The sequence below is a fragment of the Calothrix sp. CBUCES-K 9914 genome (assembly GCF_059640475.1).
This window is the reverse complement of the sequence record NZ_JBXXZH010000002.1, coordinates 87,640-102,408: the sequence shown is the minus strand read 5'-3', so window position 1 is coordinate 102,408 and position 14,769 is coordinate 87,640. Positions and strand designations below refer to the sequence as shown.

The following is a 14,769-nucleotide window of genomic DNA, read 5'->3' as shown; positions in this document are numbered from 1 at the left end:
GAGTACTAATATCAATATTACCCATATTATTGTTAATTTTAGCATCATGAAGTGGAAATGTTGCAGAAATATCACTGTGTTTCGTTGGAGATGGACTTATTTGAAGTCCAAATATAGCATTGCTGTAAATTTTAATTTTACCTCCATAACCTGGCGTTGCATTTGTGGTAATATCATTATTGCCGTTTGGGTTAACTAGAATAAATCCGGCTTGAATGTTAATGTTGGCACCATTTCTTTTACCGCTAGAAAGTGTTGAGATTGTAGCATTATCTTGCAACATCAATTTATCATAGGCGTGTATATTGACGTTACCACCACCAGTTGTTGTTATGCCGCTTAGTGTTCCACCATCAATTGCTAGAATATTGGACATCACATTTAAGTCTCCACTGTTTCCACTTCCACGACTGTTGACAGCGACTCTAGCTTTATCATTAATTTGAATAGTCGGCGCCTTTAGATAAATATTACCTCCCTTCACAGTCGAATTTAATGCAGTATCTGTAAATAATCCTGTTTTATCACCAGTGATGGTAAATTTATTACTCGCTTCAACAGTGATATCACCACCGCTTTGATTAATAGCGTCGTTAATTAGCTTAGAACCATTAGAAATAGATATCACTGAACCTTGTAGGGTAATAGTACCAGAGGAACGCGAATTTATGACTCCAGAATTGATATTGATAGATTTAGCTGCAATATTCACATCACCAGTACTAGTCAAATCACCTGAAATCATAACGTTGTTTGCTCGCAGACTCACATCTTTTAATGATGATAAATTGGCGCCAACTTGGATAGAAGTATCACCCCACTGTAAACCGATAGGCGCCGATATAGTCAGTAAAGGAGTTGTATGACTAGACGAGAGCGAACTATTATCAGGAAATTTCCATTCTGGAACGGTACTCAAAAACAATGAACCGTTAATATCCAAAGTCGCATTCTTGCCAATATCAATTCCATGTGGGTTAAATAAATAAAAGTTGACATTACCTGTTGTACGTATTAACCCATCAATCTTGGAAATATCATTCCCCGTTACGCGCATAATGATATTTTGCACGGTGTAAGGATTATAAAAATAAACGCTTTCCCCCGTCCGTACTGAAAACTTCGTAAAACTGTGAAACAAATTGGCGCCTTCTTTGGTTCCACCTGTAACGGTAATATCATTTAGCGTGGACGTTACAACCGAATTATTCGGAAGCGTCGTGTCAGGAACAACTTGCGCTTGTCCAGGTGCAATAGATATGAAGCAAATTATACTCAAGCGCAACCAAGGTTTACTGCTTAAACAAACTCGTAATATTATACTTTGTGCTTTTTCTATAGTCATCATCACAGCACCAAATATAAACTCAAAATCAATACTGCGAATCAAAAATAACACATACTTAACGGTATCCACCTGAGTGAGGTGCGCTTTACCGTATCTTTAAATTTGGAGAAAAGTTTACAATTATAAATAGAGACTTTACATTTCTTAATTATGCAGGCAGCTACGGTACATTCAACAACCTCTATACCCGGTAAGTACTGGCAATGGCGAGGACACAGCGTTTATTATGTTCAAGCAGGACAGAAACATATTGGGCACCCACCTTTATTATTAGTGCATGGATTTGGCGCCTCTACAGACCATTGGCGTAAAAACATCGCGCAGTTGTCACAAGACTTTGAAGTATACGCAATAGACTTACTTGGCTACGGACGGTCAGCAAAACCGAAGTTAGAATACAGTGGTAGTTTGTGGCGTGACCAACTGTATGATTTTATTACTGAAGTGATAGGTGATACTGCAGTATTAGCGGGTAACTCATTGGGTGGTTATGCATCTTTATGTTTAGCAGCACAGCGTCCAGATGCAGCTTATGGTTTAATATTACTTAACAGTGCCGGTCCATTCAATGATACTAGTTCATCATCTGAACCAGAAGCACTGCAAAGTGAAATACAGCCGCCCAAACACCCAGATATGGTGCAAAAATTGTTTGGTGAGATAACGAAATTCATTTTCAAACAGCCTTTTGCTCAATTTTTGATGTTTCAATACGCGCGTCAGCGTTGGGTAATTAGACAAACGCTAGAAAAAGTATATTTAGATAAAAGTGTCATCACTGACCAGTTAGTAGAAGATATTTATCGTCCATCTTGTGATATTGGAGCATTTGATGTATTTGCTTCGATGTTCAGTACTCCTCAAGGTGAAAAAGTTGACGTATTGCTTCAACAGTTAACATGTCCACTGTTGATATTATGGGGAGAAGCAGACCCTTGGATGAACGCGCGTACACGTTCAAAGCAATTCAGACGTTATTATCCGCAGTTGAGAGAGTATTTTCTATCCGCAGGTCATTGTCCCCACGACGAAATACCCGACCAAGTAAACAACCTCATCAAAGAATGGGTTTTACAACGGATACAACGGATGTAACGGATAAGTTATTGTTTACAAACAAAAGTAGGGTGCGTGAAGGCTACTAGTTCTACGCTTCGTTTTAAAATTTTGATAGCCTTCACGCACCATTCCCCAAAATAGAATGGTGGCAAATTGTCAACTGTCAATAGACTTAAAAATAAAAAAGATTGGTGATTATATGTCTCTCGCAGTACTAATGTTTTTGTAAATGAGAAGCGATATATTAAAATGTGGAGATTATTGTAGTGAAGTTGCTGTGAACGGAGACGACTTTATCGATCAGATTCAAGATGTTCAGAGGCGAGTTGCTGAACTGAAGCGTAATGCAAAGGATTTGCCGTTGCAACAAAAGAGTCATTTGACTGAATCTTTAGAACGATTAACAAATGCTTTGAGAGATTTGCAGGTAGCTGATGAAGCAATTAGACTTTTGTTGTCTGCCGTGCAGCAGTCTAGAGACTCTGTAGTAATTACAGATGCAGTACTTGACGACCCAGGTCCTGAAATTGTTTACGTTAACCCTGCTTTTACTGACATGACGGGTTATGAAGCAGAAGAAGTATTAGGTAAAACTCCACGAATATTACAAGGCGCCAATACAAACCGTGTCTTGCTTGATGATTTACGGTGGCATTTAGAGGAAGGAGAACCGTTTCACGGCGAGGCGATTAATTATCATAAAGATGGTACAGAGTTTTTTGTGGAGTGGAATATTACTCCAATTCGCAATGTAAATCAAACGATTACACATTTTGTTGCTATACAACGAGATATTACCCAACGTAAGGTATTGGAGCAAGAACGGGAACAATTACTTGCTCAACAACAAAAAAATCGTAGTGAAGCACAAGCAGCGAACCGAGCAAAAGATGATTTTTTAACAACGCTTTCCCATGAACTGAGAACTCCCCTAACTCCAATCTTGGGATGGTCGAAGGTATTACAAATGAAACAGCTTCCGGAAGCGAAAGTTAAAGAAGCGCTTGTACAAATTGAAGAACATGCTAAACGGCAAGCACAATTAGTTGATGATTTGCTTGATATATCGCGGATTACTCAGGGTAAACTTACTTTAAGTTTAAGTTCAGTCTCACTTGTGGCGCCAATAAATGCTGCATTGGAAACAGTACGTCCAGCAGCACAAGCAAAATCGATTCATATCGAAACAATTTTTGACCAAACAATTCCGCTTGTAATGGGAGATGTAGGTAGACTCCAACAAGTAGTATGGAATATAGTTTCTAACGCGATTAAATTTACACCGAATAACGGTAATATAATGGTCAAGCTGAGTCGAGTAGACCAATATGCACAAATTGCGGTGAGCGATACAGGCAGAGGAATTCATCCAGAATTTATTGGATTTATATTCGATAGGTTTCGTCAGGAAGATAGTTCGATAACGCGCGAATTTGGAGGTTTAGGACTAGGACTGTCACTAGCTAGGCAGTTAGTAGAAGCACATGGTGGTACAATTATAGCTACTAGCGCTGGAGTCGATAAGGGGTCAACATTTACAATACGACTTCCTTTAATAATTGGTGCCATTCACGCTAATTCTTCTAATAATATTGTCGAAAATGATACAAGTAACTCACAAAGTATAAATACAACTAACAATTTAAGTAATACTACTATATTAGTAGTAGAACATGAAACAGCAGCTTTAGAGTTTATATCATTTATTTTGGAACAGGAAGGCGCCGTCGTAACACCTGTAACTTCCGCGAAAGCAGCATTAACAGCATTAAAGAAATCAGAGTTTGACGTATTGGTTTGTGATATTGGACTACAAGGAACGGACGGATATAATTTAATGCAACGTATCCGCGCGCTACCACAAACACAAAATCGTAATATTAAAGCTATTGCGCTAACAGCTGATGCGAGTGAAGCAAAGAAACAGCAAGCTCTGGACGCAGGTTTCCAGATGCATATAGCGAAACCTTTTGAACCGGAGAATTTAATTGTAGCAATTGCGAAACTCGTAGGATAGGCATCTTGCCTGTCCTACAAATATTATATAGACAGGCGAGACGCCTATCCTACGGGACAATAACTATAGCCCAGTCAAAGGTGACTGGGCTATAGAAGGTTAAGATTAGTCAAACTAATTTATCTAGGGTAAGTGGAAGGTTAGCAAATAAGGGTTTACATTGTAGCTAACAAACTCAGCATTTATTTGTTTTTCCGCTTAGGGATTTGGCTTGCTATCCAATACAAGGAAGCACTGCCACACTTTAAGTAATGCTGAACATTTGTTTGGGCTTTTGACAGGAGACACTAGGTCTTACGCCCTTTCGTTTTCAGTTGTGCCTTGTTTGGTGTCTTGATTACTAAAGTAGCACCAAAAACAGAGGCATAACCTGAATTTAACCTTTATTTACAACCTTTAAAATTTCGCAACAAAGTACTCCTTTCATACCAAGATTCCAGCAATTGCGGCTGTAATAAAACTAGCGAGTAATCCGCCTATCATCGATTTGATACCCATACGCGCTAAATCGTGTTGACGGTGTGGCGCCATTCCGGTGATACCACCAATTGTGATACCGATGGAGCCGATATTCGCGAAGTTACACAAAGCATAGGTGGCGATGATAATGGCGCGCGGAGATATTTGCTTGTTTTCGATAAGGGTTTTTAAATCCAGATAAGCGATAAACTCGTTTAAAATCGTCTTTTTACCGAGTAAAGCTCCAACTTGCATACAATCAGATAATGGTACTCCCATTAAAAACGCGATAGGCGCCATTACAAATGACAACATCCACTCTAGTGATAGTTGCGGTAAACCAACGCGCGTTCCTATCCATCCGAATAAAGCATTAGCAACGGCCAGTAAGCCTAAAAATGCAATAATCATTACACCGACGTTAACGGCTAATTTAACGCCATCAATGGCGCCAGTCGTTGCAGCGTCGATAGCGTTAACGTAATTAGTTTTCACATCCATCTTAACGTTGCCCGCTGTCTCAGAAATCTCAGTTTCTGGATAAAGCAGCTTTGCCACAACTAAAGCTGTTGGCGCCGTCATAAAAAACGCTGCGATTAAATGTTGTCGCGGTACACCAAACGATAAATAGGCGCCTAAGACACCTCCGGCAACCGTTGCAAACCCACCCGTCATCACCGCAAACAATTCAGATTGTGTCATTTTAGCAACATACGGCTTGACTATCAACGGTGATTCTGTGGGACCTAGGAAGATGTTACCAGCAGTTGATAGTGACTCGGCACCGGAAGTTCGCATCGTTTTCATCATTCCCCACGCCAAACCATTCACCACCCACTGTAAAATACCGTAGTGATATAAAATACTAATGAATGCTGAGAAAAAAATAATTGTGGGGAGTATTTGGAATGCGAATAGATGGTCTTTAAAGTTGTCACCGAAAACAAACTTGGCGCCGACATCTGAGTAAGAGAGAAAATTAGCAACGGTATCACCAAGAAATTGAAATATTGTGATACCCCAAGAGGTCTTGAGTATCAGCAGCGCAAACCCAAACTCCAACATCAAACCCCAAGCAATAGTTCGCCAGCGTATCGCCTTACGGTCTACCGAAAGGGCATAAGATATACCAATAAATACTAATATACCAAGTAACGAAATCGCACGCTCCATAATAACCCTGTAAACAGAACCCCTAAGACATTAAGCTATAAAGGATACATCAATTGCGCCAAATATTACTGTTTGCTGGTTGTGGCACATCTGTCCTCAGATGTGTAGTAATGGTCAATATTACCAAATTCACAATTATTAAGAAAATATTAAGAATTTCTAAAATAATTAAATTTAAAGAGTAGCTTATCAAGTTATAGGTAAAAATAAACACAAAGCTCATTAGTTAATTACTTTGAGTATAGATATTTAGATTCGTATAGTAGTACTACCTTTGAATCGCGCGGCTCGAATGTTTTATGGAGATATAAAAATGACCGTAGCTAAAGCAACGACCGAAACACCTAACAAAACAGTGGCAACGGATGATAAACGGATGAAACGGATAAGTTATCCGCTACATCCGTTGTATCCGTTGCCAGTATTTAGTATTTTCGCTCTTGAGGTTGGAACATTGTAATACTCACGCTCGCATATTGAATATCAATTCCTGCGGGTGAGTAATAAGCGAATGTGTGTTGTAGGAAGTTATTATCGTCGCGTTGTGGAAAATCTTCGCGGAAATGGGCGCCGCGACTTTCTTTACGACGGTTAGCAGAGGTCATGATAATTTGCCCAACTACCATTAAACTGCGTAATTCCAAAGCTTCTACAAGTTCAGTATTCCAGTCTTTACCTTTATCATCTAAATAAATTTGCGAGTATTTATTTTGAAACTCTTGTAGTTGCTGTAAACCTTGCTGCATGAGTTCTTCGGTACGAAATACACCGCAATACTCAGTCATACAATCTTGAAATGCTTGCCGAACTTGGTTAATTCGATATTCTCCAGGTTGGTCGAGTAAAGCCTGAATTTGCTGTTTTGCTTCATTAATATATCTTTGTTCGTCGATATTGGGCAATTTGCGGTTTTTGACGTACTCTGCAATACTGGCGCCTGCTCTTTTTCCGTATACAACACATTCTAACAGCGAGTTGCTACCCAAACGATTGGCGCCGTGTACCGATACACAAGAGGTTTCACCAGCTGAGAAAAATCCTTCTACAATAGAGTCGGCACCACTACGTACTTGACAATCAGTGTTAACAGGAATGCCACCCATACAATAATGAATAGTTGGACGAACTGGCATTGGTTCGGTAACTGCATCAACTCCAACTAACCGATGCGCTTCTTCCCAACAAAAGGGAACACGACTCATGATTTTTTCTTTGCCCATGTGACGCAAGTCGAGATATACATATACTCCCCCTGCACTACCATCAGGCTTTACTCCCCGACCCGCACGAATTTCATAAGCTATCGCGCGCGAAGTTATATCACGTGGCGCCAGTTCCATGCGACTGGGAGCGTATCTTTCCATAAACCGCTCACCTTCGCTGTTAATTAAATAGGCGCCTTCTCCTCGCACAGCTTCAGAAATTAACACACCAACAGGGTATAATCCTGTGGGGTGAAACTGTACAAACTCCATATCTTCCAACGGTAAACCAGCTAGCGCCGTCATTGCCAAACCATCACCAGCCGAAGCATAATCGTTAGAAGTAGTGTTATAAACGCGACCATAACCACCCGTCGCAAACATCACGGCTTTCGCACGCACCACCTCAATATGCCCGTCCTCTATACGGAACATCACAACACCTTTCGCCTGACCTTCTTCTAATATCAGGCGCATTACATACCATTCTTGGTAAAGTTTCACACCATGCTTGCGGAGATTGCTAACTAACTCGTGTAAAATCGCGTGTCCGGTTTTATCGGCAGCGTAACAAGTTCTGTTGTGTGAATGTCCGCCAAACGCACGCTGTGCAATTCTGCCATCAGATAGACGCGAGAACAACACACCCATATGTTCTAAATCTATAACAACATCTGGTGCCTCACGAGTCAGAATTTCGACGGCATTTTGGTCAGCTAAATAATCAGAACCTTTGACTGTATCAAAAGCGTGTGCTTCCCAACTATCTGATGTATCAACATTTTTTAACGAAGCTGCCATCCCCCCTTGTGCAGCAACCGAGTGCGAGCGAATAGGATGGGTTTTTGCAACAACCGCTACATTTAAACTAGGGTCTCTACGGGCAATTTCAACTGCTGCGCGGCATCCTGCTAACCCACCACCCACTATAATTACATCATGTTCAAGCATAAGTAATCTGGCATACAAATAAGAGCTGCTGTTCTATTGTATGAGGGAGAAAGCGAAAAAGGAAAAGGGTAAGGTTTTTCCCTCTACCCGTTTCCTTTAACTCTTAATTTGTTGGTACAGGTTGCTGTTGAGAAATGTTACCAGGTATTGGTTCCATTTTGGTGCCGGCTTCAAGCGGTGCGACTTCAATATGATTTAGTAAGGTTGTAACGAAAGCAAATAGTAGGAACGGTAGCGATAAGAGTACAATAAGTCCAACTGTTGCTAACGCATAAATTGGTCGTCTGGCGCCCATCAATGCTAGTGCAGCAGCTAAACTGATTGTAATCGTGATTAGCCAAACGATGATTTGACCGTAAATATCGCCAAAAGTTAATGTACAGACAAATCGGTATCTTGGAATATTACTCATCAGTTCGCCCTTATGTTTGTCCTTAGTTTCTACCTTAAAGCCATGTTTTTGATTTCGACGATTTCTAAATATTTTTGAATCTTTCGTAATATTCCTTCACATACCGATGAAAGTGAAGCTAGAAACTCTATTATTTCTTATCCCGATATTTACCATTATTTTCTGACTCCAACAGGCTAAGTCGCTTTTTCAAATCATAATCTTCACTGCTCACAATTGCCTCCAAATCTCGAAGACGCTGTTCGAGTAATTCTACCTGTTGTGGCACCAGTTGATTACCTTTATACTTCTTATCATCAGAACGCCATACCGCTACTGTACCAATGGTGGCACCTGTAAGGGCAGCAAGCGGGACTAATGAACTACGAAGTGGTATTGAAAGAGGTACACAAATAGCTAATATTCCAACAGTACAACCCCAAATTCGAGTTGTTGCCGCAAGACGTACATCTTTTGGCTCTTCAGATTTTTTACCCATAAAGTTTAAAGTAGGGTGTGTGACCCTATAACGAACCTCAGCGTAGCTATAGAACTTGTAGCGTCACGCACCAAATCATGATTGTGACTTATACACAATGACATATATAATTCATATACTGCTTCATCCAAAAGAATTAGGTAAAGTTACTTATTGTTAAGAGTCGAGAGTCGGTGCGTGACGCTACATGTCTTGTAGCTCCGTTGAATTTCCTTATAGCGTCACGCATCCTACCAGGCGATATGTTTTAATCAGGTAGATACGTGGAATGATAACTAAAGGAGAAAACGACATGGGACTTTTCGATCAAATCCTCGGTGCAGTTTCCAATCCAAATCAGCAAGGTAGTATGAGTCAAATTGGTGGTATCATCAACGCAGTACAGCAAATGAGTGGCAACACTGGTACTGACTCATCGGCAATGCAAACAATAATGTCAGTCGTTGGTGGTCAAGTTCGTTCTGCTTTACAACAAAAGCAGGCAAACGAAGGGTCAGATGTAGTCAATGATATTGTAAATCAATTTGCGGGTAATTCTCAGAACCCAGATGCAGTGGACTCTGTATTTTCACCTCAAATGCAGGAACAAGTTGCAAATGTAGCGTCGCAACGTAGCGGTGTGGATGCAAATTTGATTCAGCAAATGCTGCCAATGATTGTACCAGTAGTCCTAAACTTTTTACAATCAGGCGCCAGTACTTCGGGTGGTGGAAATTCGGTTCTCAATAGTTTTTTAGACTCAGATAGAGATGGTGACGTTGATATAGCTGACGCAATGCGAATAGCGAGTCAATTTATGGGAAGATAAGAACGTGGGGTGCGTGACGCTATTAGAACTGCGCTTCGTTTTGTAAATATAGCGGCATCACGCACCCTACAAGCGTTCCGCAATACATTAATTATTGATTGTTTGAACGTAAGCAAGAGTTAAGCTGTCTTTGGCGAGGAAGTGAGCTAAATGGTAAGCTCTTTCTTCAGTTTTAAGAAGAATTTGTTCATATAGATAGCGAGTTGCTCTGTCACCTAAACTTTCTGCTTGCGAAGCTAGGCGCCGAATTAAACCAATCATAGCTTGTTCGGCAACTAAATCATGTTCGACCATTTGACGGCAAGAAAAAACACCGTCTGGTTCCACTTCAAAGCAACATAGTTCAGCTAACTTCGCAAAACTTGCTACAGGTACACCTCCGAGTCCATCTAAACGTTCACCAATATCATGAACGTGTCCTTGAACAGCGTCATAACTTTCGTTAAAAAACTCGTGTAAAGAATAAAACTCGGCACCTTCAACTACAAAGTGATGCTTTTGATACTGTAAATATAACGCCTGAAAGCTGGCTAATGCAATATTGAAACCCTCGCAAACAGGTTCAGTAACAGTTTTATCTAATAATACTGGATTATCGTAAACCTGACCAAAATTGCGTAGTACGGTTTGTGATGCACTCATAATTCACCTTTGTAATTTAACTTGTTTGTGTTCTATTTATCTCTAATATCATTTATACAACAGTTTTTTCAAATTGATTCTTTTGAAAATTTATTTTGAGACTTTATTTCCCTTAATGAAAATCTTTTTTTTTAGAATTTTCACAACAGCTATATTCCAAGCGACATATGTCCTTTTTTAGAATTTTCACAACAGCTATATTCCAAGCGACATATGTCCTTTTTTACAAATAATTTTACGCCTGTATCAAAAGAATCATTTTTAAAAATTAAATTTGTTTAATTTGAACTTTTTTTAAAGTGTTATCAGGTATCATATTAACTAGAGGTTATTGCAAAATATATTCATTAAGTAATAATACCTCAGTAGAATAAGGGGAAATTGACCGCGCCATTGATTGAATATTAATTAAAGAATTTTATAGGAGAAGAAATGTCTGTTGATGCACTTTGGGTTAGCGGTAGTCCCTCTTTAAAATGTGTGGCTATGCCTTTGCTAATACATTTAAATCAATATAAAAGTATCGCCCATTGGGACTATATTCAAACAGCGGATGAACCAGCTTCGATAGATGTGGCTGTAAATTTACTTTATAAGTTTGTCAAAAAAAATCATCCGCTGCATTTAGTTGGACATGGCATAGGTGGTACAATTGCGTTAATATTCGCACGTCAATATCCGCAGTATGTACGTTCATTAACGTTATTAGCAGTTGCGGGACAACCTGCGAATACGTGGCACGTACACTACTATCAACAGCGTCAGAGCTTTAACCTGACTCGTGGCCAAGTTTTACTCAATACAATTTACAACTTATTCCGCGACAGTCTGCCATGTCATTTAAACAAATTAATCAATAACCTAAATAAAGATTTAGATAACTTACCTTTGATGCACTCCATGTATCAAAGAGAATACTTACCAATAGGGGGAGTATCAATGCCATTGATGGTATGCGGTAGTAAAACAGACCCCATTGTTAGTTATCTTGAACTTCATGAATGGGAAAAATGGCTCAAACCGCAGGATATACTTTGGGAGTGTCCCCAAGGTGGTCACTTCTTCCATTACTTCCACTCAGCAAAAGTCGGCGCCAAGATTTCGCGTTTTTGGCAAAACCAGGATATGGAGCTTCACCAAAAACAACTTTCAATTTCTGGATAATATCATACATAATTTGGTGCGTTACGCCACAGGATTGGTTGCTTCGTTGTTAAATTGTTATTGCGTGACGCACCCTACCTAGGGTATTTTTAAAATCTAGATGAAAAATTTTGTCACAACTTTAATAATCTACGACGAGAGTAAATGTACAGTAAAAGTAGCAGGCTGAAAAATACGTATATTTACACAACAGGCAACTAACAGCTTGGGTTGCTGTTGATAGGAAGAACTATGCGAGTTGGATATTTATTCGGTGCAGCATTACTTTCGGTGGTAGCAACTGTTGGGTATTCAATAAATTTGGAGCAAGTTAGCCAAGCGGTAATAGTGCGAGGTGAAGTATACTTCAACCAACCACCACGTCTTGTTGAAGCCGCAACTACATATAATGATGTATACGTTTGGGGCGCCACGTATTATTTTACAGTTAGCGTTCCAGATAACGCCGTCGAACCTTTACAGAAGATTACACTCAACCAACGTGAAGGCGTTGATAATATTCGCTTTGACCTCAAAAAGACCTATGCTTTTGAAGGAACACGTCATAGGGAAGGTCAAAAGTTAGTAATACAAGATGCAACTTCTCAGCGTCAAGCTAGAACCGTTTCACTAACTTTTAATCCTCCTGTTCCACCAGGTAAGACGGTAACACTTGCCTTAAAACCAGTGCAAAATCCTACAGTTCCTGGTGTTTACCTATTTGGAGTCACAGCGTTCCCCGCAGGTGAAAAACCCTACGGTCAATTTCTCGGATACGGAAGATTACAGTTCTACAGTTCTGGGTTTGATTCTGGGTTTTTAAGATAAAGTAAGGTGCGTGACACCACCAGATTATAGCTTCGTTTAAGAATTGATAGTAAGTTGGAATGGCACTATTTCACGTATTGGTCAGCGCCAACATGCATTGGGTAGGGTGCTTTCAAGCTATTACTATCAAGCAATGTAACGCCAAATACAGTGCTTTCACGCACCATAAACATCGTTAAGTAAGCAACATTCGATAGTAAGGTGCGTGACGCCACCAGATTATAGCTTCGTTTGGGAATTGATAGTAGCGTCACGCACCCTACTCGTCTCATGCCAATTTTGTAGATAAATTAATTCGAGTTCGCTGCCGACTTTGGAGAAATAGTCCATCTGTTGCGCGCGTAATATTATAAAAGTCCGAAGAAATACAAATGCTGCTACCGCTAACGATATTCCCGCACCTGAACTAATCAATGCTTGCCCAATACCGCTTACTACTGCTGAAACATTTGTGCTATCACCAGTACCAGATTTGAGATTGTAGAACATGCTAATCAAACCGTTTGCAGTTCCAACGATACCAAATAGAGGAGCAATAGCCGCAATACTTTCTAGTAGTTTATCACCTCGACGCATTTCGATAAATTCTCTATCCAAAGCGGCTAACAGAGCGAGGTGAAAAATTTCAGGAGAAGCAACTTTGAGCTTGAGCGGCGCCGCGAGTACACGACCAATAGCTAAACCTTCCGAGCGTTCGGCGTAAGTAAGGGCTTCGTCTAAATTTCTTTTTGCTGCTGTCAGGACTTCATGCACAACAATTTTTTCTTGGAAAACTAATTTAAACCAATACCATATCCGTTCCACAGCATAAGCAAAAGTTACAACTGATAAAGCTAGCAAGGGGTACATTACAAAACCACCTGCTAGAAAAGTATCGAATATTCTCGTCATTGCGGCTTATTAAGTACTTTATTGTTATAAATTACGCATACAGACCTGTAATATATCGTGTTAGTGCCAAATTGATGATTAAGAAAAGTTAATAAAATCTTTAACAACCATTTATGAATAACAATGTATAAAGTTATATATCGTACTTAGAAATAATTTTTGGTTTCTTCAAGGTTGTTTATGATACAATTTGCTTCCAGTCGAAATCTAGCTTATGGTAGGTGCTAGAACTAATATTAAAAAGCTCAAATATCAAAAAAATGTATAATAAATTACCTTTATACGGGAAAAGAATAATAATAACGGCGCCGCGAGTATACGCGGTGAGGTTATCGCAAGCCTTAGTTAATCAAGGTGCTTTGCCGTTGTTGATGCCAACAATTGAAACTAATAGTTTAGAAGACTTTACAGTATTAGATGAGCATTTAGCAAAAATTAACACGTATGATTCGATAGCGTTTACTAGTCGTAACGGTATCGATGCAGTTTCGCAAAGAATGCGAGCATTAAAGATAGATACCTCGGTGCTTCAGCAAATACATTTGTGTGCTATAGGGAAAGATGCTGAACTTTTGGAGACTTTAGGCACCGAGGTTGATATAGTACCATCGGAACCAAGTCCAACAGGAATTATTCGCGAACTTGCAAAAATCTCTGATATTGCGGGTAAAAATATTTTAGTTCCTATTCCTGTGGTTATCGGTATTCCTGAGCCTGATGTTATTCCTAACTTTTTAACTGAGTTAAAAGAATTGGGAATGAATGTCACTCCCATTACTGCGTATCAAACACACAGTTTGGATAAGGGAATGTATAATGTTGAGTTAGATTTGATTCGCCAAGGCAAGGTAGATGTAATTGCATTTAGTAGTAGTGCTGAAGTTAACGCTTTCATGAAGATGTTTGACAATGAATCTGATTATCAGAATACTGTAATTGCTTGTTTCGGTCCATATACAGGCGCCAATGCGAAAAAATTAGGATTGAACGTCTCAATCATTGCTAGCGATTTTAGCTCATTTGATGGATTTGCTGCTGAATTAGCTAGTTACTTTTATGTTCATGAAAAAACCCAAAGTCTTTATTACTCGCAAGCTTCCGACTAATTTAACGATACTGGAACAGTTTGCTGATATTGAAGTATGGCACGAGCGTACACCTCCACCATATGAGGTGTTGCGAGAAAAAGTTAAAAGTATTGATGGTTTATTATGTTTGTTAACAGATAAAATTGACCAAGACTTAATACAGTGCAGCAACTGCTAAAAAAATACCTGTTGGTAATACTCCCGGTGTATTAACTGATGCAACTGCTGATTTGACTTGGGCGTTGTTAATGGCATCCGCGCGTCGTATTG

General features: G+C 39.6%; 15 protein-coding genes. 8 read left to right on the top strand and 7 right to left on the bottom strand.

The genetic code is table 11. The features are described 5' to 3' along the window. A partial coding sequence (locus AC2JBO_RS00855) for a two-partner secretion domain-containing protein (protein WP_496951722.1) occupies positions 1–1,390 on the bottom strand: 1,390 nt, incomplete at its 3' end. Positions 1,391–1,498: 108 nt separating this feature from the next. Here AC2JBO_RS00855 and AC2JBO_RS00850 point away from each other — a divergent pair. Both AC2JBO_RS00850 and AC2JBO_RS00845 read left to right on the top strand, forming a co-directional pair. Further along, entirely contained in the window at positions 1,499–2,443 is a 945-nt protein-coding gene (locus AC2JBO_RS00850; protein WP_496951721.1) for an alpha/beta fold hydrolase, read from the top strand. A 193-nt stretch (positions 2,444–2,636) separates the two neighbouring features. Beyond that, the gene (locus AC2JBO_RS00845) at positions 2,637–4,424 is read left to right on the top strand and encodes a PAS domain-containing hybrid sensor histidine kinase/response regulator (protein WP_496951720.1); all 1,788 of its coding nucleotides are present in this window, start codon (positions 2,637–2,639) and stop codon (positions 4,422–4,424) included. A gap of 423 nt (positions 4,425–4,847) precedes the next feature. On the opposite strand, the gene AC2JBO_RS00840 is transcribed toward AC2JBO_RS00845, so the two are convergent. Beyond that, positions 4,848–6,056 carry a NupC/NupG family nucleoside CNT transporter gene (locus AC2JBO_RS00840; RefSeq protein ID WP_496951719.1) on the bottom strand — a complete coding sequence of 403 codons (1,209 nt, stop codon included), beginning with the start codon at positions 6,054–6,056 and terminating at the stop codon, positions 4,848–4,850. Positions 6,057–6,369: 313 nt separating this feature from the next. Between AC2JBO_RS00840 and AC2JBO_RS00835 the strand changes: the two genes are divergently transcribed. After that, a complete protein-coding gene (locus tag AC2JBO_RS00835) occupies positions 6,370–6,516 on the top strand; it encodes a hypothetical protein (RefSeq protein ID WP_496951718.1) in 147 nt (48 codons plus the stop codon). On the opposite strand, the gene AC2JBO_RS00830 is transcribed toward AC2JBO_RS00835, so the two are convergent. From AC2JBO_RS00830 to AC2JBO_RS00820, 3 genes are all read right to left on the bottom strand, one after another. Further along, on the bottom strand, positions 6,482–8,209 hold the full coding sequence (locus AC2JBO_RS00830; protein WP_496951717.1) for a succinate dehydrogenase/fumarate reductase flavoprotein subunit: 1,728 nt from the start codon (positions 8,207–8,209) through the stop codon (positions 6,482–6,484). The two genes, AC2JBO_RS00835 and AC2JBO_RS00830, sit on opposite strands and share 35 nt — an antisense overlap. A gap of 103 nt (positions 8,210–8,312) precedes the next feature. Beyond that, positions 8,313–8,621 (bottom strand): hypothetical protein, encoded by a 309-nt coding sequence (locus tag AC2JBO_RS00825; RefSeq protein ID WP_496951716.1) that lies wholly within the window; start codon positions 8,619–8,621, stop codon positions 8,313–8,315. Positions 8,622–8,751: 130 nt separating this feature from the next. Continuing rightward, a complete protein-coding gene (locus AC2JBO_RS00820; protein ID WP_496951715.1) occupies positions 8,752–9,099 on the bottom strand; it encodes a hypothetical protein in 348 nt (115 codons plus the stop codon). Between the two features lie 292 nt (positions 9,100–9,391). Here AC2JBO_RS00820 and AC2JBO_RS00815 point away from each other — a divergent pair, with 292 nt between their 5' ends. After that, the gene (locus AC2JBO_RS00815; RefSeq protein ID WP_496951714.1) at positions 9,392–9,907 is read left to right on the top strand and encodes a DUF937 domain-containing protein; all 516 of its coding nucleotides are present in this window, start codon (positions 9,392–9,394) and stop codon (positions 9,905–9,907) included. Between the two features lie 87 nt (positions 9,908–9,994). Here the strand turns inward: AC2JBO_RS00815 and dpsA are convergent, their stop codons facing one another. After that, positions 9,995–10,549 (bottom strand): DNA starvation/stress protection protein DpsA, encoded by a 555-nt coding sequence (gene dpsA, locus AC2JBO_RS00810; RefSeq protein ID WP_496951713.1) that lies wholly within the window; start codon positions 10,547–10,549, stop codon positions 9,995–9,997. A gap of 432 nt (positions 10,550–10,981) precedes the next feature. On the opposite strand from dpsA, the gene AC2JBO_RS00805 reads away from it, so the two are divergent. Further along, positions 10,982–11,713, top strand: a complete 732-nt coding sequence (locus AC2JBO_RS00805; RefSeq protein ID WP_496951712.1) for an alpha/beta fold hydrolase — start codon at positions 10,982–10,984, stop codon at positions 11,711–11,713. A 231-nt stretch (positions 11,714–11,944) separates the two neighbouring features. Next, positions 11,945–12,520 carry a DUF2808 domain-containing protein gene (locus AC2JBO_RS00800; RefSeq protein ID WP_496951711.1) on the top strand — a complete coding sequence of 192 codons (576 nt, stop codon included), beginning with the start codon at positions 11,945–11,947 and terminating at the stop codon, positions 12,518–12,520. A gap of 219 nt (positions 12,521–12,739) precedes the next feature. Here AC2JBO_RS00800 and AC2JBO_RS00795 read toward each other — a convergent pair whose 3' ends face one another. After that, positions 12,740–13,411, bottom strand: a complete 672-nt coding sequence (locus tag AC2JBO_RS00795; RefSeq protein WP_496951710.1) for a MotA/TolQ/ExbB proton channel family protein — start codon at positions 13,409–13,411, stop codon at positions 12,740–12,742. A 260-nt stretch (positions 13,412–13,671) separates the two neighbouring features. Between AC2JBO_RS00795 and AC2JBO_RS00790 the strand changes: the two genes are divergently transcribed. Continuing rightward, complete coding sequence (locus tag AC2JBO_RS00790) at positions 13,672–14,517, top strand: uroporphyrinogen-III synthase (RefSeq protein WP_496951709.1); 846 nt, start codon at positions 13,672–13,674, stop codon at positions 14,515–14,517. Then, positions 14,474–14,677 (top strand): hypothetical protein, encoded by a 204-nt coding sequence (locus tag AC2JBO_RS00785; protein ID WP_496951708.1) that lies wholly within the window; start codon positions 14,474–14,476, stop codon positions 14,675–14,677. Before AC2JBO_RS00790 ends, AC2JBO_RS00785 begins: the two co-directional genes overlap by 44 nt. The last annotated feature ends 92 nt before the right edge of the window (positions 14,678–14,769 follow it).